The sequence below is a fragment of the Sorangium sp. So ce590 genome, from assembly GCF_051521365.1.
Lineage (GTDB): Bacteria > Myxococcota_A > Polyangia > Polyangiales > Polyangiaceae > Sorangium.
In genome coordinates this window covers 1,276,425-1,299,724 of record NZ_CP150346.1, presented here as the reverse complement: position 1 = coordinate 1,299,724, position 23,300 = coordinate 1,276,425, and the positions used below count along the sequence as shown (strand labels likewise).

Annotated in this window: 18 protein-coding genes; 8 read left to right on the top strand and 10 right to left on the bottom strand. The window is 69.9% G+C overall.

What is annotated here, in order from left to right; translation table 11 throughout:
• Positions 1-128: 128 nt before the first annotated feature.
• The 3 genes from WMF28_RS04745 to WMF28_RS04735 all read right to left on the bottom strand — a co-directional run bounded on the left by WMF28_RS04745 (position 129) and on the right by WMF28_RS04735 (position 3,725).
• Positions 129-1,463 (bottom strand): nucleotide sugar dehydrogenase, encoded by a 1,335-nt coding sequence (locus WMF28_RS04745; RefSeq protein WP_437600842.1) that lies wholly within the window; start codon positions 1,461-1,463, stop codon positions 129-131.
• 175 nt (positions 1,464-1,638) lie between these two features.
• Complete coding sequence (locus tag WMF28_RS04740) at positions 1,639-3,120, bottom strand: oligosaccharide flippase family protein (RefSeq protein WP_437600841.1); 1,482 nt, start codon at positions 3,118-3,120, stop codon at positions 1,639-1,641.
• 2 nt (positions 3,121-3,122) lie between these two features.
• Positions 3,123-3,725, bottom strand: a complete 603-nt coding sequence (locus WMF28_RS04735; protein ID WP_437494751.1) for a polysaccharide biosynthesis/export family protein — start codon at positions 3,723-3,725, stop codon at positions 3,123-3,125.
• Between the two features lie 255 nt (positions 3,726-3,980).
• Here WMF28_RS04735 and WMF28_RS04730 point away from each other — a divergent pair, with 255 nt between their 5' ends.
• The 4 genes from WMF28_RS04730 (at position 3,981) to WMF28_RS04715 (ending at position 9,243) form a co-directional block, all read left to right on the top strand.
• Positions 3,981-5,210, top strand: coding sequence for a 3-dehydroquinate synthase (locus tag WMF28_RS04730; RefSeq protein ID WP_437600840.1), 1,230 nt, complete (start codon positions 3,981-3,983; stop codon positions 5,208-5,210).
• Positions 5,207-6,637 (top strand): metabolite traffic protein EboE, encoded by a 1,431-nt coding sequence (gene eboE, locus WMF28_RS04725; RefSeq protein ID WP_437600839.1) that lies wholly within the window; start codon positions 5,207-5,209, stop codon positions 6,635-6,637. The genes WMF28_RS04730 and eboE overlap by 4 nt, the downstream gene beginning before the upstream one ends.
• A 2-nt stretch (positions 6,638-6,639) precedes the next feature.
• Positions 6,640-7,521 (top strand): UbiA family prenyltransferase, encoded by an 882-nt coding sequence (locus tag WMF28_RS04720; RefSeq protein ID WP_437600838.1) that lies wholly within the window; start codon positions 6,640-6,642, stop codon positions 7,519-7,521.
• Between the two features lie 282 nt (positions 7,522-7,803).
• Positions 7,804-9,243 (top strand): hypothetical protein, encoded by a 1,440-nt coding sequence (locus WMF28_RS04715; RefSeq protein WP_437600837.1) that lies wholly within the window; start codon positions 7,804-7,806, stop codon positions 9,241-9,243.
• Between the two features lie 132 nt (positions 9,244-9,375).
• Here WMF28_RS04715 and WMF28_RS04710 read toward each other — a convergent pair whose 3' ends face one another.
• Genes WMF28_RS04710 through WMF28_RS04700 form a run of 3 tightly spaced genes read right to left on the bottom strand, consistent with a single transcriptional unit; the run spans position 9,376 to position 12,341 of the window.
• Positions 9,376-10,749, bottom strand: coding sequence for an alkaline phosphatase family protein (locus tag WMF28_RS04710; protein ID WP_437600836.1), 1,374 nt, complete (start codon positions 10,747-10,749; stop codon positions 9,376-9,378).
• 12 nt (positions 10,750-10,761) lie between these two features.
• Positions 10,762-11,646, bottom strand: coding sequence for a TatD family hydrolase (locus WMF28_RS04705; RefSeq protein ID WP_437600835.1), 885 nt, complete (start codon positions 11,644-11,646; stop codon positions 10,762-10,764).
• A 23-nt stretch (positions 11,647-11,669) separates the two neighbouring features.
• A complete protein-coding gene (locus WMF28_RS04700; protein WP_437600834.1) occupies positions 11,670-12,341 on the bottom strand; it encodes an EboA domain-containing protein in 672 nt (223 codons plus the stop codon).
• A gap of 192 nt (positions 12,342-12,533) precedes the next feature.
• Between WMF28_RS04700 and WMF28_RS04695 the strand changes: the two genes are divergently transcribed.
• The 3 genes from WMF28_RS04695 to WMF28_RS04685 all read left to right on the top strand — a co-directional run bounded on the left by WMF28_RS04695 (position 12,534) and on the right by WMF28_RS04685 (position 16,858).
• Positions 12,534-14,018: a PQQ-dependent sugar dehydrogenase gene (locus WMF28_RS04695; RefSeq protein WP_437600833.1), complete on the top strand. Its 1,485-nt coding sequence runs from the start codon at positions 12,534-12,536 to the stop codon at positions 14,016-14,018.
• 87 nt (positions 14,019-14,105) lie between these two features.
• A complete protein-coding gene (locus tag WMF28_RS04690; protein ID WP_437600832.1) occupies positions 14,106-15,947 on the top strand; it encodes an MYXO-CTERM sorting domain-containing protein in 1,842 nt (613 codons plus the stop codon).
• A gap of 149 nt (positions 15,948-16,096) precedes the next feature.
• Positions 16,097-16,858, top strand: coding sequence for a YdcF family protein (locus tag WMF28_RS04685; RefSeq protein WP_437600831.1), 762 nt, complete (start codon positions 16,097-16,099; stop codon positions 16,856-16,858).
• Between the two features lie 35 nt (positions 16,859-16,893).
• On the opposite strand, the gene WMF28_RS04680 is transcribed toward WMF28_RS04685, so the two are convergent.
• The 3 genes from WMF28_RS04680 to WMF28_RS04670 all read right to left on the bottom strand — a co-directional run bounded on the left by WMF28_RS04680 (position 16,894) and on the right by WMF28_RS04670 (position 20,994).
• Positions 16,894-18,018 carry a glycosyltransferase family 2 protein gene (locus WMF28_RS04680; RefSeq protein WP_437600830.1) on the bottom strand — a complete coding sequence of 375 codons (1,125 nt, stop codon included), beginning with the start codon at positions 18,016-18,018 and terminating at the stop codon, positions 16,894-16,896.
• Between the two features lie 118 nt (positions 18,019-18,136).
• Positions 18,137-20,446 (bottom strand): peptidylprolyl isomerase, encoded by a 2,310-nt coding sequence (locus tag WMF28_RS04675; RefSeq protein WP_437600829.1) that lies wholly within the window; start codon positions 20,444-20,446, stop codon positions 18,137-18,139.
• A gap of 2 nt (positions 20,447-20,448) precedes the next feature.
• Positions 20,449-20,994 (bottom strand): YdcF family protein, encoded by a 546-nt coding sequence (locus WMF28_RS04670; protein ID WP_437600827.1) that lies wholly within the window; start codon positions 20,992-20,994, stop codon positions 20,449-20,451.
• A 381-nt stretch (positions 20,995-21,375) separates the two neighbouring features.
• On the opposite strand from WMF28_RS04670, the gene WMF28_RS04665 reads away from it, so the two are divergent.
• Positions 21,376-22,209 carry an MBL fold metallo-hydrolase gene (locus WMF28_RS04665; RefSeq protein WP_437486994.1) on the top strand — a complete coding sequence of 278 codons (834 nt, stop codon included), beginning with the start codon at positions 21,376-21,378 and terminating at the stop codon, positions 22,207-22,209.
• Between the two features lie 107 nt (positions 22,210-22,316).
• Here the strand turns inward: WMF28_RS04665 and WMF28_RS04660 are convergent, their stop codons facing one another.
• On the bottom strand, positions 22,317-23,153 hold the full coding sequence (locus WMF28_RS04660; RefSeq protein ID WP_437600826.1) for a sigma-70 family RNA polymerase sigma factor: 837 nt from the start codon (positions 23,151-23,153) through the stop codon (positions 22,317-22,319).
• Positions 23,154-23,300: the final 147 nt, after the last annotated feature.

Genomic DNA, 23,300 nt, shown 5'->3' with positions numbered 1-23,300 from the left:
CCGATGGGTGCCCGGTCACCAAGCGCGCCGCGCCTGCCGCGGCGCGCGCGGGCAGGCGACGCGGATCGAGCGCGCTCGCACGGGCAAGGCGAGGCGGAGCGCGGGCGTACCGCTCGAGGCGCCCTCCGCTAGGCCTTGATCACCTTGGGGTGCGCCGCGCGGTAGACGCCGCGGGTGTCGACGATCACGGCGGCGTGCTTGAGCACCAGGTCGTAATCGACCACGGAGTGATCGGTGACGAGGAGGACCGCGTCGTGGCTCTTGAGGGTGTCCTCGTTGAGCGGGAGCGACGCGAGCTCCGGCAGGTGCGGCCAGGTGCGCATGCGGGGCAGCTTGGGCACGTGCGGGTCGTGGTAGCTGAGCACGGCGCCGAGCCGGCGCAGGAGCTCGATGATCTCGAACGCGGGGCTCTCGCGCGGATCGTCGATGTCCTTCTTGTAGGCGACGCCGAGGAGCAGGACCTTCGTGCCCTTCATGGCCTTGCCGCGGTCGTTGAGCCCGAGCTGGAGCTTCTCGACGACGTAGTGCGGCATCTCGACGTTCACCTCGCCCGCGAGCTCGATGAACTTCGTGGACACGCCGAACTCGCGCGCCTTCCAGGCGAGGTAGAACGGATCGAGCGGGATGCAGTGGCCGCCCCAGCCCGGGCCCGGGTTGAACCGCATGAAGCCGAACGGCTTTGTCGCGGCGGCGTCGAGCACCTCCCAGACGTCGATGCCCATGGCGTCGTAGACGACCTTGAGCTCGTTCACGAGGGCGATGTTGATCGCCCGGAAGATGTTCTCGGTCAGCTTCGCCGCCTCGGCCGCGCGCGCCGACGAGACGGCCACGACGCGGGCGATCGCCTGGGAATAGAGCGCCTGCGAGAGGACCAGCGACGCGCGATCGACGCCGCCGACGACCTTCGGGATGGTCGCTGTGCTGTGATCGCGGTTGCCCGGGTCCTCGCGCTCGGGCGAGAAGGCGAGATAGAAATCCTCGCCCATGCGCAGGCCTGATTGCTCGAGGATGCCCTGGACGAGCTCATCGGTCGTGCCGGGGTACGTGGTGGATTCGAGGACGACGAGCTGCCCCTTCCGCAGCCGCTCCTTGATCTTCTGGGCCGAGCCGACGACGTAGCTCATGTCGGGCTCCCGCTGGGCGGTCAGCGGGGTGGGGACGCAGATGAGGATGGCGTCAGGCTCGCCGAGCCGCCCGAAATCCGCCGTCGCCTCGAATCGACCCGTCTTGGAGGCCGCCGCCACGCGCGAGGGGTCAAGGTGCTTGATGTAGCTCTTCCCCTCGCCGAGCGCGGTGACCTTCGCCGGGTCGACGTCGAACCCCAGCACGCGGAAGCCTTTCTCGATGAACGTGAGCGCCAGCGGCAGGCCGACATAGCCCATGCCGATGATGCCCACCTGGGCTTCGTGCGAGGTGATCTTGGCCAGGAGGCTCTCGACCGCAGCGGGATGCGTCTCTGCCATTTCCGTTTATCTCCAGTGGTGGAGGGGAGCCGCCACGCGGATCCCGACCCATGTTCGAAGAGAGGGGCCCGACGCTACCACAGGCCCCCAATTTTCGCTCGAGTGTCGAAAGGGTCCCCACCGGCGCCGGGAAAGGGCCTCCTCGTGAGGGTCTGCCGGCGCCGTGGGCGACGTCTCAGCGACGGCGGCGTACCGCTTCGCGGGCGAGCTGGAGGAAGTCGCGCGACGCCTGCCGCGCGATGATCAGCGCGGAACCGGCGAAGACCAGCCCGCCCGCGAGCACCTCGGCGCCGAGGCGGGAGCCGCGGGGCAGCTCGCCGAGCGAGCGCATGCCGTAGCGGACGGCGAGCACGGCAGCGACCATGGGCAGGCACGCGGCGAGCGGGCGGACCAGCGGGCGCAGGAGCCGCATGTACGGCACGCCGTCGGCGCGCTTCACCACCCAGAGGCTCCCCAGGGCGTGGACCCCGAACGCGACGCCGACCCCGCCGCACGCCCAGAGGACGCCGCCGATCGAGCCGAGCAGCGCGATGCCGCTGATGATGGCGATCACCTTGAGCCACTCCAGGACCATGATCGCCCGCGTCCGGCCGTAGACCTGCATGTACGAGGACATGACCCAGCCGATCGGACGGGTGACGCCGAGCGCCGCCAGCACGGCGAGGAGCGGGCCGGCCGGCTCCCAGGCCTCGTTGAAGAACGTGTCGTTGAGGATCGTCGGGGCGACCGCGCCGAGGCCGATGGCGAGCGGGAAGATGAGGAGCGAGAGCAGCGTGAGCGCGCGGACGAGGGCGACCTTGCGCTGCTCCGGCTCGAGCTTCGAGAACGACGGGACGAGCACGTCGCCGATGCGCTCGCCGACCTGGGAGGCCGGGATGTCGGCGAGGTTCCACGCGAGGTTGTAGAGGCCGCCGACCTGCTCGCCGAAGAGGCGGATCATGACGAGGTTGTCCCATTTCGAGGCCCCGAAGTTCGCCAGCGACCCGAAGTTGAGCGGGATGCCGAAGGCGAACAGGTCGCGCGCCTTCTCGCGCGACAGCGGGCTCGGCGTCAGCCACTCGGCGAGCTTCACCGCCGGGACCGTCGTGACCACGCGCACGACGGCGCGCAGGACCGTCGCGACCACGATGGCATTCCCCCCCCAGCCGCGCATGGCGAGGACGACCGACGCCGCCGTGTAGGTGAGCTCGCCGGCCGCGTTGCGAAGGCTGACGCTGCGGAACCGCATCTCGCGGATGAGCAGGCGATCGGGGATGTACCAGAGCCGATCGATGATCATCGCGACGATGAGCCAGGGCATGAACTCGAGCATCCCGGGCGCGCCGACGAGGTGCACGGCGATCGGCTCCCGGAAGAGGTACACGACGCTGATGGCGAGCAGGCCCGCCACATGGAAATAGATGGTGGCGTTGAAGACGGTCTGGCGGTCGAGCTCGGGCCTCGAGGCGATGTACTGGCCGATCCCGAGGCTCGACACGAAATGCGCCGTCATGATGACGACGGAGGCGGCCGAGACCTCGCCGTACACGTCCGGCGCGATGAACCGGGTGAGCACGAGGGTGCCAATCAGGCCGATCACGCGTGAGCCGAGCCCTGTCGCGATCGTCCAGACCGCGCCGAGGACGGCCTTGCGAGCGAGCGCGGAGGAGCCGGCCACGATCAGGGCACGAAGATGGTATCGCCGGACTTGAGCACGAGGTCCTGCTCGGGCCGCTTGCGCGAGGCGATATCGTCGTAGTTGATGGGGATGTGCCGGAACTTGCCCGGGCTATCCATGCGGATGAGCAGGATCTGATCGGTCGAGGCGAACTGGTTTGGACCGCCGGCCATCGCGAGCGCCTCGGAGACGGAGACGAAGTAGTTCGAGTTGAAGATACCGGTGCGCGCGACGTTGCCGCTGACCACGAACCGGTAGCTGTTGATGCCGGTCACGGCGACGGTGATCACGGCCGTCTCGTCCTTCACGAACTCGGTGAGCCGCTTCTTCATCTCCTCGCGCACCTGGGTCGGGGTCCTGCCGGCCACGTAGAGGTCGCCGATGAGCGGCATCGTGATGAAGCCGTCGGCCCTGACCAGCGCTTCGCTCGACAGGTCGGCCATGCGCCACACGTTGACCCGGAGCTGGTCCCCCACCCCGATCACGTACTCGTGCTTGCGCGGGTCGTACTCCTTCGCGTAGTTCGCCGGGTTGTAAACGTACGTGGGCGCACACCCAGCGGAGAGCGCGGCGAGGGCGAGGCCTGCCGCTGCTGTCAAAAGCACTCCTCTCATGAAGGACCGTTTCGTGGGACGGGCTGTGCCTTCCATGGGCGTCTGCATTGAGGAGGATGTCAGGCAGTACGGGGTTGCGCTTGCGAGGCGATCGCGGCCGCGCAGCCGCGCAGCTCACGAGCGGCGCCAGCATTGCAGGAAGGCCGTCCGCCGCCAAGGGGAAGTTTTCATGCTGCGGCAGGACGCGGGATCCTCGGCGAGGAACCAACTTGACGGCCCGATGACGGCTCTCAAAGCTCGGCTTTGATGCTGCTTCATCTCCAACGGATCACCGTCCCCTTCGAGTACCCCGTCTATCTCACGAACGGCGTCTTTTCGCCGCGCAACGGCGACCTTGCGTCCGCCGTCGCGTCGAAGGAGCCGCGCCGGCGTCACCGCGTGCTGCCGGTGATCGACGGCGGCGTCGCCGCGGCGTGGCCGTCGCTCGCGGAGGACATCGCGCGGTACGTGGACGCGCACGCGGATCGGCTCGCGCTCGCGGCCGAGCCGATCGTTGTGCCCGGCGGCGAGGCGGCGAAGAACGACGCCGCGGCGACGGAGGCGCTGCAGGCGAGGCTCGACGCGCTGGGGATGGATCGGCAGTCGTTCGTGATGATCGTCGGCGGGGGCGCGGTGCTCGACATGGCCGGCTACGCGGCCGCGACGGTGCACCGCGGCGTGCGGGTCGTGCGCATCCCGACCACGGTGCTCGCGCAGGCCGACTCCGGCGTCGGCGTGAAGAACGGCGTCAACGCGTTCGGGAAGAAGAACCTGCTCGGCACGTTCGCCCCGCCGTTCGCGGTGATCCTCGACCCGCGCTTCCTGGAGACGCTGCCCTTGCGCGACAAGGTGGCCGGGATGGCGGAGGCGGTGAAGGTCGCGCTGATCCGGGACGCGAGGCTGTTCTCGTGGCTGTCCGAGCATGCGCCCGCGCTCGCGTCGGGCTCGCTCGCGCCGCTCGCGGAGCTGGTGCGTCGCTCGGCGGAGATCCACCTCCAGCACATCGCGAGCGCGGGCGATCCGTTCGAGCTCGGGAGCGCGCGGCCGCTCGATTTCGGGCACTGGGCCGCGCACAAGCTCGAGTCGCTCACGAAGCACCGGCTCCGGCACGGCGAGGCGGTCGCGATCGGGATCGCGCTCGACACCCTCTACGCCGAGCTGGCCGGCCTCTGCAGCGAGTCGACGTCGGCCGCGGTGCTCTCGACGCTCGAGGCGCTCGGCTTCGCGCTGTGGGACGACGCGCTCGCGCTCACGCGGCCGGGCGGCGAGCGGGGCGAGCGGGGCGAGCGGCTCTGCGTGCTCGACGGGCTGGACGAGTTCCGCGAGCACCTCGGCGGAGAGCTCACGGTGACGTTGCTCGAGGACGTGGGGCGCGCGCGCGAGGTGCACGCGATGGAGGAGCGGCACATCGTCGCGGCGATCGCGCGGCTCCGCGAGCGCGCGGGGCGGCGGGGCGCGCTGGTGGCAACCGGGGCGGCCGGGGCGGCGCGATCATGAGGCTCGCGTGCGCGGGAGCGCCGCACCTGACGTACTGCACGAACATCCACCCGGGCGAGACGTGGGCGGAGGTGAAGCAGAGCCTGGAGACGCACCTGATCGAGATCTGGTCGCGCGCGGCCGGCGGGCGGGAGGGCGCGCAGCCGCGCGGCGGCGGCGGACCGGACGGAGGCGACGGATCGGGCGGAGGCGGCGGAGGCGGCGGGGTGGAGCGCGCCGGGCCCGGCGAGCGACGCCGCTGCGGGGTGGGGCTACGGCTCTCGGCGAGGGCGGCGGCGGAGCTCGCGGCGCCCGCGGAGCTCGAGGCGTTCCGCGATTTTCTCGAACGAAATGGCCTGTACGTGTTCACGCTGAACGGCTTCCCCTACGGCCGGTTCCACGGCGCGCCGGTGAAGGAGCGCGTGTACCTGCCGGACTGGCTGGCTGACGAGCGCCTCGCGTACAGCGATCTCCTCGCGACGCTCCTCGCCGCGCTGCTGCCGGCCGAGGAGGGCCTGATGGGGAGCGTCAGCACCGTGCCCGGCGCGTTCAGGCCGCGGGTGCGCGGGCGGGAGGACGCGGAGGCGATGGCGCGGCGGCTGGTCAGGCACGCGGCGCACCTCGTCGAGCTCCGCCGCCGCACGGGCAAGCGCGTCGCGCTGGCGCTCGAGCCGGAGCCGTGCTGCTTCCTCGAGACGACGCCCGAGGCGATCGCCTTCTTCACCGATCACGTGTTCGCGCGGGAGCGCGCGCGGGAGCTCTCGGTGCTGGCCGGGATGAGCCTGCCGGACGCGGAGGAGGCGCTCCACACGCACCTCGGCCTCTGCTTCGATGCGTGCCACATGGCGGTGGAGTTCGAGGACGCGCCGGCGTCGCTCGCGGCGCTCCGCGCGGCGGGCGTCGGCGTGCACAAGGTGCAGATCAGCGCCGGGCTGCGCGCGCGCGTGGCGGAGCGCGATCCGGCGACGATGGCGAGGCTGCGCGCGTATGCGGCGGACATCGTCTACCTGCACCAGGTGGTCGAGCGGCGGGCGGGCGCGGGTGAGCTCGTTCGCTACCTGGATCTGCCCGAGGCGCTGTCGGCGCTCGAGGGCGCGGGGGCGGCGTCGCCGGAGGAGTGGCCGGAGGAGTGGCGTATCCACTTCCACATGCCGATCTTCCAGCGGATCGAGGGCGCGCTCGCGACGACGCAGCCGGAGCTTGCGACGCTTCTATCGCACCTGCGAGAGTTGCCCGCGACGCAGCACCTCGAGGTGGAGACCTACACCTGGGATGTCCTGCCGGAGGATCAGCGGCGCGGCGGCCTGGTCGAGGCGGTGGCGAGGGAGCTCCGCTGGGTGGAGGAACGGATGCTGGTGGAAGGGAGCGGCGGCGCCGGAGCCGGCGCGGGCAGCGGAGGCGACGCTCGAGGCGGCGTCCTCGGCGCGGCTGGCGGAGAGGGGGTCTGACCATGAGCTCACGCGCGCGGGTGTATCTGCGGCTAGGCCGCGTCTCGAACCTGCCCACGGTCTGGACGAACGTGCTGTGCGGCATGGCGCTGGCGGGGTCCGGCATGCGGGCGCCCGAGGTGGCGCTGGTGGGGCTTGCCGTGTCGCTGATGTACGTGGGCGGCATGTTCCTGAACGACGCGTTCGACCGCGAGATCGACGCCCGTGAGCGCCCGGAGCGGCCGATCCCGTCCGGGCTGGTGAGCGCCCGCGAGGTGTTCGCGGTGGGGTACGGCCTGCTCGGCGCGGGGGTGCTGCTCGTGGGGGGCCACGCGTACCTGGAGGGCCGGGGCGCGGCGCCGATCGTGGCGAGCGCGCTCCTCGCGGGGGCGATCGTGCTGTACGACGCCTGGCACAAGGGGAATCCGCTGAGCCCGGCGCTCATGGGGCTATGCCGCGTGCTGGTCTATGCGACGGCGGCGCTCGCGGCGGGGGGGCAGCTCGGGAGCGCGGTGATCGGAGGAGGGGTGGCGCTGCTCTTCTATCTGATCGGGCTGACGGCGATCGCGAAGCAGGAGAATCTGCTGGCCGTGCGCAGCCTGTGGGCGCTCGGCTTCATGGCGGTGCCGTTCCTCTACACGATCGGGGCGCCGCTCACGGGATTGATGGGGACGATCGCGTACGGCGCGCTCGCGGGCTGCGTGATCCACGCCGTGAGGCTGCTGCGCGGGACGCGGAAAGACCGGATCCCGCGCGCCGTGGTGACGCTCATCGCCGGCATATCGCTGCTCGACGCGGTGCTCATCGCGAAGAGCGGCGCGCCTGGAGCCGGCGGCGCGGCGGCGCTGGCGCTGATGGGATTTCCGCTGACGCTCGCGATGCAGCGGGTGGTGCGGGGGACGTGAGGCGGGCGCCTGGCCGGCGCCTGAGCGGATATACTCGCCAAGACTGGAAGACGACATCTTGAGCCACCGGAGACGCGATTCATGACGTTACGCAGCGCTCGCACCCTACCGGCTAGCCTCCTCACGTTCATCCTGGCCGGGTCCGGATGCGCGCTCGTCCTCGGGCTCGACGACTTTGAGGACGCGCCTGCACCAGGGAACCAGAGCTCAGGCGGAAGCGGTGGCGCGAGCGTTTGCAACCTGAATGAAATAGAGCGATGTTACAGCGGCCCACAAGGGACCGTGAATGTCGGGATGTGCCGAGCTGGGACACGCAGGTGCGACAGCAGCCAAAACAGCTGGGGCGCGTGCGAGGGCGAGCGTGTACCCGACCAAGAGCGCTGCGCGTCCGACGAGGACGAAAACTGCGACACGTTTGACTGCACCTTGTGGGCGCAAACATTCGGCAAGGACGCGGTGGCCCACGCGGTGGCAGCCGACAAGGATGGAAACACCATCGCGGTAGGCAGCTTCTCGGAGTCTATACAATTTGGATCCAAACCGCTGAAAAGCGCCGGAGAATCCGACATCTTCATCGTCGCCTTCGACAGAACCGGAAGTCACCTCTGGAGCCACAAATTCGGAGACTCCGCGGCCCAGGAGGCGACGTCTGTCAGCGTGGACGCATCGGGCAACATCATCTTGACCGGCGTGAGCAGCGGCACCATCAAATTCGGCGATCAAGACGTCGGCCCAGGCCTGTTCGTCGCGAAGCTCACCAATAGCGGAGAACACATCTGGAGTCGAAGCTTCTCGGCGAACCCCATAAGCGAACGCAAATTCGATCGATTTGTCAGAACTGTCCGCCCGAAGGTCGACAGCACACAGCACGGGGACATCATCATCTCAGGAACGTTCAGGGGGGACATCGAGTTCGACGACACGATCCTGACCTCGACTCCAGCGAATACGCTGGATATGTACATCGCGAAGCTCGACGGGAAGACTGGATCCTCGAGCACCGAGCAAGGCGGATGGGCGCGGAAGTTCGGCAGCTCCGGTTATGATGCGTTGATCGACGCGGTCGTGGATCGAAGCGACAACATCATCATCACTGGCGAGCACCGCGACTCGATCAGCTTCGGCGACCGACCGGCGCTCGGCGGTTCCGGGATGTTCCTGGTGAAGCTTGACAGAGATGGCACACCGACGTGGAGCCGTGACTTCGACGGCGGCTATCCCTCTGCTCTGGACGTCGATGCGCGCGGCAACATCTCTGCCACGGGTAACTATGACGAAAGCATCAATTTCGGAGGCGCCGCACCCCTGGCGTCACCAGAAGGCTACACGGCGATCTTCGTCGCACAGTTCGACACATCCGGAGAGCACGTGTGGAGCCGTGACTTCGAAGGCCGCGGCCACAATGCCATCGGCGACATCAGCACCGACGCGATGAACAATCTTATCCTCGTCGGTGAATTCTCGAAAGAGCTGAGGGTGGACAACAACACCATTGATCACTTCGAGCTCCCGTCCCCGTGGGTGCTCAAGCTGGACGCGACAGGGAAAACACTGTGGAAGAAATCCATCATGTCCGGCGGGGCTTCATTCGGAGTCGCTTCCACGACAGATCCAAGCGACGAGGTCATCATCACAGGACTGTACTACCGCCAGATTGATTTTGAAACGGGCACGCTGGAGGCAGAAGCCGACGCCATTTTCATCGCAAGACTTGGGATCTAGGCTCTGCCTGACGAAGGTCGCGAGCGGCCCGACCCCGGGGAGAGCCAGCGAGGAACGATTCCGTATCACGCGTGTGCGTGACCGACGGTTCGGGCCGCGCAGCAGCTCGTCAGGCAGAGCCTGGTCCCAATATCAATCGAAGATGTGACGCAGCACGATCTCGCCGACATCAACAGCGAGAACACGCTCGTCTGTCAGCAGCGAGTCGCAGGTGGATATCGCGAGCGGCCCCCGCTCCGGGCGCTCGGTCAAACGCCCATGCGAGCCATTGACCAGCCCCGCGTCAAGCGGGATCACGTCCATCAAGTAGCGAAACCCGAGCTTTTTCTTGAGCAGCCTCCAGGCGACGCTGGCTGGCAGGACGCGCAGGTTGGGATCGGCAAACAGCTCCACAGGATCGTAACCTGGCTTACGATGAATGTCGACGGTCCTGGCAAACTCCGGCGCCTTTTCGTCGTCAAGCCAGTAGTAGTAACTGAACCATCGATCCTCGCGGGAGACAGCGATCAGCTCGCCCGACCTAGGGTGATCCAACCCCGCAGAACGCTTGCCTTCCACATCGAGGACGAAGTCCACGCCAGGCAGCCTCTCGAGGAGAGACTTCACCTCTTGAACGCGCTCGGGACGACGCACGTAGACATGCGCCACCTGATGGTCCGCCACGGCGAACGCCTCGGACGCGCCGGCGTCGAGCTTCTCGAGCCCACGCTCGACCCGGACGCGCAGCAGCCCCTGCTCCCGCAGCGTCCGGTTGATGTGCACCACCCCGGACACCCGCGTGATACCGTATTCGGACAGGACGATCACCCGCGCTCCGTCCTTGCGCACGTGGTCGATCAGCTCGCCGCAGACGGCGTCCACGGCGCGGAGGTCCTCCTTGATCGCGGGATGATCCGGCCCCAGCCGCTGCAGGTTGTAGTCGAGGTGCGGGAGGTAGACGAGCGTCAGCGTCGGCCGCCGCGTGTCGTACACATGGCGCGCGCACCGCGCGATCCACTCCGTCGATCGGATGTCCGCGTTCGGACCCCAGAAATTGAAGAGCGGGAATTCACCCAGCCGGAAGACGAGCTCATCGCGCAATGACGCCGGATCGGTGTAGATGTCCGGCAGCTTGAGCCCGTCCGCCAAGTAGATCGGCCTCGGCGTCACCGCGTAATCCGCCGAGCTGTACATATTGTACCACCAGAACAGCTTGGCGCAGGTGAACGTCGGATCCCGGCGGCGCGCAGCCTCCCAGATCTTCTCCCCCGTCACGAGCTGGTTCGCCTGGCGCCACAGGTTCACCTCGGCAATGTCGCGAAAGTACCAGCCGTTCGCGACGCAGCCGTGCCCGCTCGGGAGGAGACCTGTCGTGAAGGTCGACTGGACCGTGCAGGTGACGGCAGGCAGCACGGTCTCCAGAGGGCGCATCACGCCTTCTTGCGCGAGCCGCTGCAGGTTCGGCGTGGCGTCGCCGAGGAGCTCGCCGGTCAGCCCGACGACGTTGAGGACGACGGTGCGGTGCATGGGTGTGCTCGGTCAGCCCTGCACGATGGGCGCCTGCCCGCGCAAGACCGAGTTTCCCTCGAACAGGACGCGCTGGTCCACCGCAGGCGCCTCGCCGAACTCCGCGAGGTCGAGCCGGCCGCTCTGGGCGAAGAAGGCGAGCGGGTTCTTCCAGACGATCAGCTCGATCACCTCGTCCGCGATCCCGTTCTCGCGCATCCGCGCCGCCGTCTTCGGCACCTTCAAGGGATCGCTCACGCCCCAGTCCGCCGCGCTGTTGATCAGGATCCGCTCCGCGCCGTATTTCTTGACCAGCGCGACCATGCGGTCTTCGTCCATCTTCGTGTTCGGGTAGATGGAGTGACCGGCCCAGCAGCCGGTCGCGAGCACGAGCGGCAGCGTCTCCTCGTTGTTGTGATCGATGAGCACGCGCTCCTCGGGGAACTTGAGCTCCCGCACCAGGGCGAGCGTCCGCTCGGTTCCCCGCTTCTTGTCGCGGTGCGGCGTGTGCACGAGGATGGGAAGATCGTGCTCTCGCGCGAGCTCGACCTGCTGGACGAAGTACTTCTCTTCCTCGGGCGTCATGTCGTCAAACCCGATCTCGCCGACCGCGACCACGCCCTCCTTGTCGAGATAGCGCGGCAAGAGATCGATGACGCCCTGCGCCACGCGGGGGTTGTTGGCCTCCTTCGGGTTGAGCGCGAGCGTGCAGAGGTGACGGATGCCGAACTGGCTGGCCCGGAAGCGCTCCCAGCCGAGCAGGGACGCGAAATAGTCCTCGAACGTGCCGACGTGCGCCCTCGGCTGACCGAGCCAGAACGCGGGCTCGAGGACGGCGACGATGCCGGCATCGGCCATCGCCTGGTAGTCGTCGGTCGTCCGCGATGTCATGTGGATATGGGGATCGAATAGCTTCACTTGTCTCTCCGCCTCGCGCGGCTTCACTCGGGGATCCGAGTCGCGCGCTCGTGCTCGTGCTCCGGGGAGAGCAGGCCGATGTCGGCCGGAGCGCTCCGGCCAGCCGCCCTCCGCTCATTCGCGAAATCGTCCGCCATCCTGGCGAGCTCGCTCGACCGGCGCTGTTCCAGCCCGGCGATCCGCGCGAGCGACACGCCCATGAACATGGCCTTGAGGACCATCTGGTTGAAATTGAGCTCCGGAAAATACGCCGCTGGGTAACGGTTCTCGCAGGCGATCGCCTCGAAGACAGGCAGCTCGTTCGTGCGACACGCATCGACCGCGAGCGGGAGGAAGCGCTCGGCTCCAGTCACGAGCGGCAGGGCCCGCAGGAGCGCCTGCCGCTCTCGGCTGTCGCCCTGCTGGTAGCCAGTCGAGAGCAGCAGTTCGAGCTCCGTTGCGAGCAGGCGCCTCGACACAAGCGCTAGCATCGTGACTCGGCCGAGCTCGTCCAGCCGCCAGCCATCCACCGACCTGGCGGCCCCCGCAGCTTCCAGGGCGTCCCGCTCGTCGGCGTGGAGCTCGAGCGGTGCCTTGCCGAGCACCCGCGCGGCGGCAGTGAACGTCGACAGGAAGCGGTCGCGATCGAACCAGGTGGACAGCTCGTTCGCCCCCGCGTCAGGCACCTCGCCACGGCGCACGCCAATCCCGGTCACCTGTTCGACGCGCTCTCGCCAGGAACCGGCCGCAGGCGGAATCCGGCGTGACAGGATCTCGAGCAGCGGTAGGGAAGGGTCTTGCATTGTGATCGCGTTCACCGGTCCCGGCGGCGTGGGAAGCCGCAGACGGGGCGCCATGAGGTGGAAAGTTATACCAAGGGGCGCGCGCTTCGGATAGTCTCCTAAGCCATGATGGACCAGAAGCGTTTCCTTTTGTCTTTCGTGCCCATCGCAGCCGCCGTCGTCGGTCTGAGCTTCACCTTGAATGGTTGCGGGAGCAACGAGACCGGACCAGGATCAGGGGGCAGCGGAGGATCCGGTCCTGGCGGAACCGGCACCGGCGGCGGCGCTACCACGGGCACGAGCGCGGGCACGAGCGCGGGCACAAGCACGGGCACGGGCACGGGCACGGGCACCCCCACGACTGGCAGCGGAGCCGGGCCGGCCACGAGTGGAACGACGGGGGCGGGAGCCGGCCCTGCGACGGGAACCGGCGCAGGCGGGCATGGGACGATCGAGTGCGACGAGCCGGGCGGGACCGTGCCGCCGCTCAAGCTCACCGAGGTGGTGAGCGGCTTCGACCGGCCGCTCTACGTGACCAGCGAGCCCGCCGACGCGAGCCGACTCTACGTTATCGAGCAGGTCGGAAGGATTCGCCTCGTGAAGAACGGAGCGCTTCAGGACGCATCGTTCCTCGACATCACGGGGCTCGTCACGCCGGTTGACACGAGCTACGATGACGAAAAGGGGCTACTCGGCCTCGCGTTTCATCCCGATTACGCGGAAAACGGGCGCTTCTTCGTGTACTTCAACGCACGCCGTCAGAGCGCTGAGTCACCGGCAGGCCTCACTCTCATGGAATTCTCGCGCTCACCGAGCAACCCGGACATCGCCGTCCCCGAGAGCAAACGCAGTTTCTTTCGCATCACATCCGGCGTCATGGGCAATCACAACGGCGGCATGCTCGCGTTCGGCCCTGACGGCATGCTCTACGTAGGCGTCGGCGACGGCGGCGGTCAGAGCGACAACCCGGATCCGAATAACAATGGACAGAACATCGATGTGAAGCTCGCCAAGATCCTGCGCATCGACGTCGACAATCATCCGACGGCGCCGGCCGGGAATCTCACCGGTGGAGATCCAGACATCTGGGATTACGGGTTGCGCAACCCGTGGCGATTCAGCTTCGACCGCTGCCGAGGCGATCTCTACATCGGAGATGTCGGTGGGCGCCTGTTCGAGGAGATCAACATCGAGCCGCGCGGCCAGGGTCACAAGAACTACGGATGGAGCGTCACCGAGGGGGCGACATGCCTGAAGGCAAGCCAATCGCCGGGATGCGACTCGTCGACGATCACGCCGCCCGTCAAGCGATACGATCACGACAACGGCGACGGCTCCGTGACAGGCGGTTATGTCTACCGCGGCAGCAAGATCCCCGCACTCCGTGGGAAGTACCTGTACGGCGATTTTGCCTCGGACAGGGTGTGGATGTTCACGTGGAAGGACGGTGTCGCCACGCCCGCCATGCCGACCCAGCTGGGCACTTCGCTCAGCCAGGATCTCGACTCCGTGAGCACCATCGAAGGCCTCGCCTCCTTCGGCGAGGACGCCGCGGGCGAGCTCTACATCGTCTCCTATGGGGGCACGATTTTCCGGATCGATCCGGAATAGGGCGCTCCGCGGACCGCAGCACCGCAACACCGTTTGTCATCGGTTCACGCTCTCCGAAGGGCAGCTTGCCAGAGCTGGATTCAAGCCATGCAGAAAAGGTCGAGACTCGGGGTAGGTTGGGTGCTCGCGTTCGGGCTGCTGAGCCGCGAGGCGGCGGCTGGAATCGATGACCTCCAGGGGACGAAGGCAGGCGCGATGCCGGAGCAGAACAACCTCGGCACCGCCGAGCGCTGCGCTGGATGCCATCGCGCCGAGGACGAGAGCGGCATGGATTACATGCCCACGGACACGTGGGCAGGTACCATGATGGCGAACGCGTGGCGCGATCCCGTCTTCAAGGCCGCCCTCACGATCGCCAACCAGGACGCTCCGGGGGTCGGCACGTTCTGCTTGCGCTGCCACTCCCCGGTCGGCTTCGTGAACGGGAGGGCGACGCCCCCGGATGGCTCTGGATTCGACCCCAACGCCGCGTCCGACGGAAAGATCGTCGATGGCCAGGGGGTCAGCTGCAGCGTGTGCCACCGCGCGATGACGACCCTCGGCCCCGACGATACGAGATCGTACCTCATCGGCAACGCTCAGCTCGTGTTCGATACAACGCCGGAGGCCGCCGGGTTCACCAGCACACCCGTGATGTATGGGCCGTACGAGAACGTGGTCTCGAACTCCCATATCGGCGAGCAGAACCCCACGCTCGCCGGATCGCAGTTCTGCGGGCAATGTCACCAGGTCACGAACCCGGAGATCATGCTGAGGGACGCGGACGGCACCGAGACCAGGATCGAGTTTCCGCTCGATACGACCTTCGAGGAGTGGGCCTCCAGCGACTATCGTGACGGCGGCGCGGCCCCTCGGAGCTGCGTCGACTGCCACATGCGCAGGAAACCCGGCGAGTGGACCATCGCCGATCTCGGCCCGATCCGCGCCGATCCGCGCGACCACGTCCTCGTCGGCGGCAATCACTGGGGCATCCAGGCCGTCATGGCGGCCGAGAAGGAGTTCGCCGCGGAGCACGCCGGCGCCTTCCAGCTCGCCCTCGACCGCACCCTCGAGAGCCTCGCGTCGGCCGCCTCCGTCACGCTCGTCGAAGCCCCTCAGGAAGCGGAGCCCGGCGACGAGATCACCCTCACCGTCCGCGTCGAGAACCTCACCGGCCACAAGTTCCCGACCGGCTACGCCGAGAGCCGGCGCGCCTGGATCGCCGTGGTCCTCGTCGACGAGGACGGGCGCGAGCGGCCGCTGCTCGGCGGCTATGACGCGGACACCGGCGAGATCCAGCACGAGCCGCCCACCCACGAGTACCGGGCCGTGCACGGGCGCTGGAACAGCGGCGCGGGCGTGGGCGAGAAAGAGGAGCACCTCGCGCTCCACGACATGATCATCTCGGACACCCGCATCCCGCCGAAGGGCTTCGTGCCGTCGAAGACGACCCAGCCGACGCCGGAGGTCGACTTCAGCGACGGGAACGGCGGATTCCGCAACTACGACGAGGCGCGCTTCACGCTCACCGTGCCCGCCGGCACCTTCGGTACCCAGACGCTCTCGGCGCGCGTCTACTACCAGTCGATGACGAGGGAGTACATCGAGTTCCTGCGATCCGAGAACGTCACCGACGACACGGGAGAACGGCTCCTGGAGATCTACGAGGAGACCGGCGAGGCGCCGCCGATCCTCGTCGCGAACGCCGATGCGCCGATCGATCTGGGAGAGCCGCCCGACACCACCGGCAACGGCAGCGGCGGCAACGGCAGCGGAGGCGGCGGCGGCGACAGCCCGACCGGCAGCGGCACCGACGGCGCGCGCGACGCCGGCGGGTGCGGCTGCCGGACCCCCGGCGACGGCCACGACGGATGGCTCCCCGCAGGCCTCGCGGGGCTCGCCCTCGCCTCCGCCGCAGCCCGGCGGCGACGAGCGCACCGGCGGCGCTGAGCGTCCACCCGCCACGAGAAGCAGCGCCGGAACGGGCGCATCGCCGCCCGCGTCCGTCCCGCCTTCACAACGCGCCTCTTTTCGCTCGCGTCGCTCCCCGGCGACAGCATAGATAGAGCTCCACCGAGCGCCTCACGGCGAGCCTCGCCTTGCCCATCGCCCGCCTCGTCGATCCCCTCTTCGTGCTCCTCGTCGCCGCGGGCCTCGGCCTCGCGCTCTCCGGCGGCGGGTGGACCTACCGCGCGCGCCGGGCGAAGGTCGGGCGGGCGCTCGCGTGGAGCGCCTGGCTGGCGCTGTGGCTCCTCTCCATGCCATGGGTCTCCAGCGCGCTCGTGCGCAGCATCAGCACGAAGCCGAGAGACCTGCGCGCGGAGCTCGCCGCCAGCTCGCCCGAGCGGCGGGTCCTCATCATCCTTACCGCCGGGATCGACCCCGACGAGTTCGGCACACCCGCCATGGAACGCCAGTCGGCGCCTGGCATCGAGCGCGGCCTCGGCGCCGCGCGCATCTACCGCACCTACGGCTTCGGCCACGTCATCGTCTCGGGGCAGGACGTCCGGCGCGAGCGCACCGAGCTCGCCGGCGCCATGGCCGACCTGCTCGTCGAGCTCGGCGTGCCGAGGAAGAAGATCCTCCTGGAGACCGAGTCGCGCGACACCCGGGAGAACGCCATCTACTCCGCCAAGATCGCCCGCAGCCTCTCGGCCGACGCCGTGGTGGTCGTGACGAGCGCGCTCCACATGCCGCGCTCGATCCGCATGTTCGAGCGCGCGGGCCTCGACGTCCTCCCCGCGCCGATCAGGTTCCAGGCCCCGCCGCCCGACGGGCCGGGGCAGCTGATTCCATCGTCGCTCACCCTCCGGCGATCGCACCGCGCCGTCCACGAGCTCGTGGGCCTGCTCGAGCCGTAGCCGCAGAGATCACGGCGCGCGCTCGCGCGTCGCGCTTACCAGGTGACCTTCTGCGAGCCGCGGACGAAACGCCAGAGACCCACCACGGCCGCCGCGTTGAGGACCACGAAGGTGCGCGCGAGCGAGCCGAGCTTGCCCGCGGCGCCCCCGAGCGCCGCGAGCAGGTAGAACGCCGCCTGGCCCCCGAACATCGCGCGCGTCGCGTAGAGCGTCCACGAGACATCGCCGCTGGCCTCGGCGCCGATCCACGCGGCGGTCGACGCGATCAGCAGCGCGACGAGCGCCCAGGGGCACACGAGGCGAAGCAGCTTGTGAGAGAAGATCTCGAACCACGACGGGTTCTTGAACGGAACGAGCAGCGCCGGGAGCAGCGAGAAGAGCTGGTAGTTGCCCGCCAGCGTGCGCACCTTGCGGCCGAACTCGCGCTCGTCGCCGAAGGCGTCGTCGTACGCGATCGCGTCCTGCGCAAAGAGGATCGAGCGGCCCTCGAGCCGGAGCCGCATCGGCACCCACATGTCGTCGAGGATGACGCCCTCCGGGAGCTGGCTCATGTCGGCGCGCCGGATGGCGTAGATGGGACCGGTCACCCCCACCATGCTCCTGAACCTCCCCTCCTGGAGGCGGATCCAGTTCTCGTAACGCCAGTACGCCCCCGAGCCCGCCGAGCCCTTCAGGACCAGGTTGCCGGAGACGCAGCCCGCGTTCGGATCGGCCAGGAGCCGCATGAGCGCGCGCAGCGCCCCGGGCACGAGCGGCTGGCGGATGTCCGTCATCAGCAGCACCTCGCCCGTCGCGACCCCGAGCATCGTGTTCACGCCGATCGGCTTGCCGCGCCGCGCCTCGTTGACGATCACCTTCACCCGGGGGTCGCGCTCCGCCAGCTGCCGGGCCACGAGCACCGTGTCGTCGGTCGAGCCGTCGGAGTAGAGCAGGACCTCCAGCTTGTCCCTGGGATAGTCGAGCGCGAAGAGGCTCTCGACCTTCGCCTGGAGATACGACGCCGCATTGTAGACGGGGATACACGCCGTCACGGTGGGGACGTAGCTCGGATCCTCCATCCGCTGCGCAGGCCAGAGGCGCGCCAGGATGCCGATAACGATCGGGTACCCGAAGTACGTGTACACGAGCACCGCGACGGCCAGAAAGGAGGCAATGACCACGCTAAACTGTAAAGCGCCGGTCGGGGGCGGTTGTCAATCGACATGGCTGAGCGCCGCCGCGACCCAGCGGTTCGCGTCTCGCGCGCGGCGCACGAGCGTCGCGCGGCGCACGCCGCGATCAGTCCCGCACCTTCACGCTCCGGACGACGTCCCCATCCACGAGCGCAGCCCACGGCCCGGCGGCGACGCCGACCGCCGCATACTGGCCGTCGAGGTGCGGCGCGCGAGCGTGCATGACGAAGAGCTGACTCGATCCGGTGTCGCGGCCGGCGAGGGCCACGCCGACGCGCAGCGGCTCGAACGGGACGGGCGACGTCTCGCAGCGGAGCGCCGGCCTGCCGGGCGGACCTCCGGCGCCGTCGCCGAACGGAGCGCCGAGCTGGGTGACGAAGCCGGGCACCACACGGTGGACGATCTTGCCGTCGTAGTAGCCGGAGCGCGCGAGATCGACGAAGCGGGTCACCGCGACCGGCGCGAGCGCGGGGTCGAGCGTCATCGTGAGCTCGCCGGCGTCCGTGTCGAAGGTCAGCACCGCCGGCGCGCGCACGAGCGCGGAGGCCTCGGCCGGCAGCTCGCCGGCCGGCGGCGCGATGGCCGGCCGCCCCGCGTCGCCCGGCAGCCCGGCGTCGCACCCGATCTTGCGGCCCCGGAGCACGCCGAGCGCCGTCCCCGCGCGCGCCCGGGTCGTGGGATAGCTCGAGCGGCAGAGCTCCTCCAGGCGAGCCTCGGCCGGCTTGAGCGCGAGCGCCCCCACCGCGTCGATGACCGCGCCGATGAGCTCCGGATCGTCGCGCACGCCAGGGCGATCGAGGAGCGAGAGCAGCGCGCCCTCGATCGCCGGCGACGTGACCGCGGCGAGCGCGTCCTTGTCGTCGCGCCGCCGCTTGCGCTTCCGCTTCGCCTGCCCCGGCGCCTCCGACGCGCGCTGGGGCTGCCGCGCGATGACCCCCGCCGCGGCGGCGACGAGGCCCGGCTCCTCCGCGGCGAGCGCCTTCGCGAGCAGGTCGGGCGCACCGGCGATCTCCTCGTGCGAGGCGATGAGCTCGATCGCCGCCTCCCGCGCGCGCAGATCGCCGGACTCGGCGTAGGCGCGGAGCGCGGCGAGCCGCGCGCCCGTGATCGCTCCGCGGCCGATCACCTCGACGACCGCCCGGGCGCCGATCGAGCCGCGCACCGGCGCGGCGGCGTCCGGCTTGCTCCCCGGATCCGCCGGCGCCGTGACGTCGCAGCCGAGGAGCAACGGTTCGCGATGGTTCGCGCCCGCGAGGAGCCTGGCCGCTCCGCAGCGGAGCCACGCGACGCGACGGAGGATCGCCGCGGGCGCGCCCGGCGGCGGCGGCAGGGCGGCGAGCTCGCGGAGCGGCTTGCGCGCGGCGCCTGCAGATCCGAGCGCGTCGAGGGCGGTGAGCAGGACGCCGAAGTCCTCGCTCACGAGGCCCGTGAGCGCGATCGGATCCGCGCTCGGGACGAGCGCGGTGAGCGCGTCGGCGAGCGCGCGCTGGCCGGGCGCGCCGAGCCGCTTGAGCGCGCGCGCGGCCTCGGCGCGCTCGCTCGCGGTGAACACGCCCTTCGTGCCGAGCACGCGCGCGAGCTCGGAGGCGGCCGCGTCACCTGCCCGGCCGAGCGCGCGCACCGCGAAGAGCCGCGCGTCGCCCGCCTCCGCGAGCCGCGCGGTCGCGACGTCGCGGATGCGGGGGATGACCGTGAGCGGGACGTGCTCGAGCCGCCCGACCGGGTAGAGCGCCTCCGGGACCGGCGGGCTGGCCGCGCTGCCCGAGGCGAGGTTGAGCAGCGCGACGAGCGTCTCCTCGCGCAGCTTGAGCTTGATCGCGGCGAGGTCGCCGAGCGCGTACGCCGCGTGGATCGCGCGCTCGCGCGGCCCATCGAGCCACGCGACCATCGTCGGCTCCGACGCCTCGGCGCCGCACCGCCCGATGGCGCGGGCGAGCGCGCCGCCCGCGTCGAGCCGCGGCGCTCCCGCGGAGGCGCTCGACGCGGCCGTCGTGCCCGGGCGGGCGTCGCGGGCGAGGGCGCGCGCGACGAGCGCCGAGGCCGTCTCGCCCTCGTGGCCCTTGCACGAGAACCCGAGCCCGTAGGCGGCCCACGCGACCACCTCGTCGTCCTCGTCGGCGAGCGCGCGCACGAGCCCGGGCCGCGCCGCGTCGCCGCCGATGCGCGCGAGCGCCCGCGCGGCGGCGCGCCGCACGTCGACGTCGCGGCTCTGCTGGCCTGCGGGGCTCACCTCCAGGGCGGCGCGGCGCTGCTCGGCGGCGAGGAGGGCGTCGAACCACGCCTGCGCTCCGGCGCTCGTGGCCGGAGCCGCCGCGGAGCTCCCCGCGTCCGGCGCGGGGCCGGGCGCCGGTTGCTCGGTGCAGGCCGCGAGAGACAGGGGCAGAGCGAGGAGAAAGGAGGAGCGCCTTCCCGGCATGATCACGTTTCACCCCGGCGCGCGCCGTCGAGCAGCCAGGCGGCGCTCTCGCAGAGGATCCGCCGGCGGCGCATCGCGCGCGCGTCGAGCCACATCGAGACCACCTCGTGACCGCGCTGCCACGCGCGCGCAACCACCGACCCGCGCACGTGCGGCGCCGGCAGCGCGCAGGCGTCGATCCCGACCTCGCGGAAGTTCTGGAGAGCCCTCGTCATGTGCCAGGGGCAGGTGACGATCGCGGCCCGCCGCGCGCCCATGCGGCGCAGGAGGGCCGCGCTGAAGATCGCGTTCTCGTGCGTCGTCAGCGACCAGAGGTCCTGCAGGATCGCGCGCGCCGGGACGCCGGCGCGCCGCAGCTCGGCGGAGAGCACGCGCGCCTCGATCTGCGCGCCCCAGCGGCGCCCGCCGCTGGCGATCACCCACGGCGCGACCCCGTCGCGGTAGGCCTGCGCCGCGCGCGCCGCGCGGCGCGCGCCGGGGGCCGCCGGGCGCCCGGACGGGAGCATCCTGCAGCCGAGGACGACGATGGCGTCCGCGTGGAGCGGCATGCGCCCGACCATAGCCCATCGGCCGTGGGCGTCGCGCATCTGCTGCGCGGTGGCGTCCTTCCCGCCGGACGCCAGGTCGCCGCCACGCCGCGCCGCCGCCGCCGCGCCGCCGCCGCCGCGCCTCCGCGCCCCCCCCGCGCCCCCCCCGCGCCCCGCCGGCGCCCCCCGGCGCCCCCGCCGCCCTTCCCGCCGCTGCCGCAGCCTGCCGCTGGCCTGCAACCTACCCCGCAACTACATCGGCGCCGTGGCCCTGCTCCCCCGGCCAGGTCTCCACGTCTGCGACCTTCCTTGCTCCCGGTGCACCAGGCAGCTTGACGCTGCCCGCGCGCGGAATCTAATAGCTCTACCTTGAAACGGGCGGGGTTCAGCGAGCGAGGCAGGATGCGGATCAAGATGTGGGGGGTTCGCGGAAGCATCCCCACGCCCGGTGCAGGCACGGTCGAAGTAGGCGGCAACACGAGCTGCTATGAGATTCGTGCCGGCGAGACGCTGGTCATCCTCGATGGCGGGACGGGGCTCCGTCTCCTCGGCCAGGATCTGGTCAAGGAGATGCCCTTCGAAGCCTGGATGTTCTTCAGTCACGTGCACTGGGATCACATCCAGGGCTTCCCCTTCTTCACCCCCGCGTTCGTGCGCGGGAACAAGATCCATCTGTACGGCGGCCTCAACGTCTCTCGGACGCTCGAGGAGACGCTCGCCGGGCAGATGGACTACCCGAGCTTCCCGGTGCACCTCACCGAGATGGGCGCGGCGATGACCTTCCGCGATCTCTACGAGGGCGAGGTCGTCACGATCGGCCCGAACGACGACGTGCGCGTGACCAACGCGCGCGGCAACCATCCGAACGGCGTGTACGCGTACCGCGTCGAGCACGAGGGGAAGGTCGTCGTGTACATCACCGACTCCGAGCACTACGCCATCGTGGATCCGAAGCTGAAGAAGCTCGCGATGGGCGCCGACGTGCTGATCTTCGACGCCATGTACACGCCCGAGGAGTACGCGGGCGAGGTCGGCGGCGGTCCGAAGACGGGCTGGGGCCACGCCACGTTCGTCGCGGGCTGCCAGCTCGCGAAGGAGGCGGGCGCCAAGCAGCTCGTCCTGCACCACCACGACCCCAACCAGACCGACGCCATGGTGCGCGAGAAAGAGATGCGCGCCCGCGAGCTCTTCCCGAACACCATCGCCGCCCGCGAAGGCACGGTCATCGAGATCTAGCGCCCCGCCCCGCCGGGCTCGAGGCGCGCACCCATCGGCACGCCGCGGTCGGCGACGGCTCGCCTACCCGGGGGCGCGCCGTCCGAGCGGCGGGGCGCTGCGCCGCCTCAGGCGCTCCTCGCCAGCGGCGAAACGGGCTCCCGGGTGATCTCCTCGATGCGCGCGCGCATCCGCTTCTTCGCGCGCTCCTCGATCTGACGCACCCGCTCCTTGCTGACGCCGAAGTCGGCGCCGAGCTGCTCGAGCGTCACGGGGCTGTCGGTCAGCCAGCGCTGGTTCATGATGCGGCGCTCGCGGGGCGACAGCTCGTTCACGACCTGGAGCAGCGCGCGCGAGAGCTGCTCGCGCTCGTCGGCGGCGCAGGCCTCCTCCTCCGGCGTGTGCGAGCTCGACGCGAGCCGCTCCACCGGAGCCACGCCGTCCTCGCTCGGCGAGCGCTCCAGGCTGACGTCGCGCGCCATGAGCAGCGGCAGCAGCTCGGTCGCCCGCTCCTCCGACAGGCCGCTCAGCTCCGCCAGCACCGCCGGATCCTTCTCGTGCGTCTTGCGGTAGATGCGCAGCGCGCGGCGCTCGCTCTTCGACGAGCCGAGGCGCACGATCCGGTACCCCCGCGCCACGTGCTCGCGGATCTCCGCCCGGATCCAGTAGGCCGCGTAGGTCGCCAGGCGGCAGCCGCGGTCCGGATCGAAGCGCTCCGCGGCCTTCAGGAGGCCGATGTTCCCCTCCTGCACGATGTCCTCCATCGGGAGCCCCCACCGGCGGTACTCGAGCGCGATCGTCATGACGAAGGGCAGGCACGCCTCGATGAGGCGCCGGCCAGCATCCCGGTCACCAGCTCGCCAGCGGAACGCGAGCTCCCGCTCGGCCTCTGGGCTCAGGGTGGCGTAGTTCGCGAGCTCTGTACGATAAGCCGAGAATGCCGCACGATCCCAGGTGATGCTCATGGTCTCTTCGCTCTCCGCCGCGCGCACTGTTCAAGGAGGCCTTGGGTTGGGAGACCCCTGCAAGCCGGTGGGCGGCACCGGGCCAGATGCAGGCGCGATGCCGGGACAAACCCTACAAAATCGCCTTTTTTTGCGCTGGAATGCGCA

Coding starts and splice junctions, on each gene's coding strand:
- WMF28_RS04695 (WP_437600833.1), top strand. CDS start 12,534: ATGATGGACCAGAAGCGTTTCCTTTTGTCTTTCGTGCCCATCGCAGCC.
- WMF28_RS04730 (WP_437600840.1), top strand. CDS start 3,981: ATGCTGCTTCATCTCCAACGGATCACCGTCCCCTTCGAGTACCCCGTC.
- WMF28_RS04720 (WP_437600838.1), top strand. CDS start 6,640: ATGAGCTCACGCGCGCGGGTGTATCTGCGGCTAGGCCGCGTCTCGAAC.
- WMF28_RS04670 (WP_437600827.1), bottom strand. CDS start 20,994: ATGCCGCTCCACGCGGACGCCATCGTCGTCCTCGGCTGCAGGATGCTC.
- eboE (WP_437600839.1), top strand. CDS start 5,207: ATGAGGCTCGCGTGCGCGGGAGCGCCGCACCTGACGTACTGCACGAAC.
- WMF28_RS04665 (WP_437486994.1), top strand. CDS start 21,376: ATGCGGATCAAGATGTGGGGGGTTCGCGGAAGCATCCCCACGCCCGGT.
- WMF28_RS04710 (WP_437600836.1), bottom strand. CDS start 10,749: ATGCACCGCACCGTCGTCCTCAACGTCGTCGGGCTGACCGGCGAGCTC.
- WMF28_RS04745 (WP_437600842.1), bottom strand. CDS start 1,463: ATGGCAGAGACGCATCCCGCTGCGGTCGAGAGCCTCCTGGCCAAGATC.
- WMF28_RS04660 (WP_437600826.1), bottom strand. CDS start 23,153: ATGAGCATCACCTGGGATCGTGCGGCATTCTCGGCTTATCGTACAGAG.
- WMF28_RS04690 (WP_437600832.1), top strand. CDS start 14,106: ATGCAGAAAAGGTCGAGACTCGGGGTAGGTTGGGTGCTCGCGTTCGGG.
- WMF28_RS04675 (WP_437600829.1), bottom strand. CDS start 20,446: ATGCCGGGAAGGCGCTCCTCCTTTCTCCTCGCTCTGCCCCTGTCTCTC.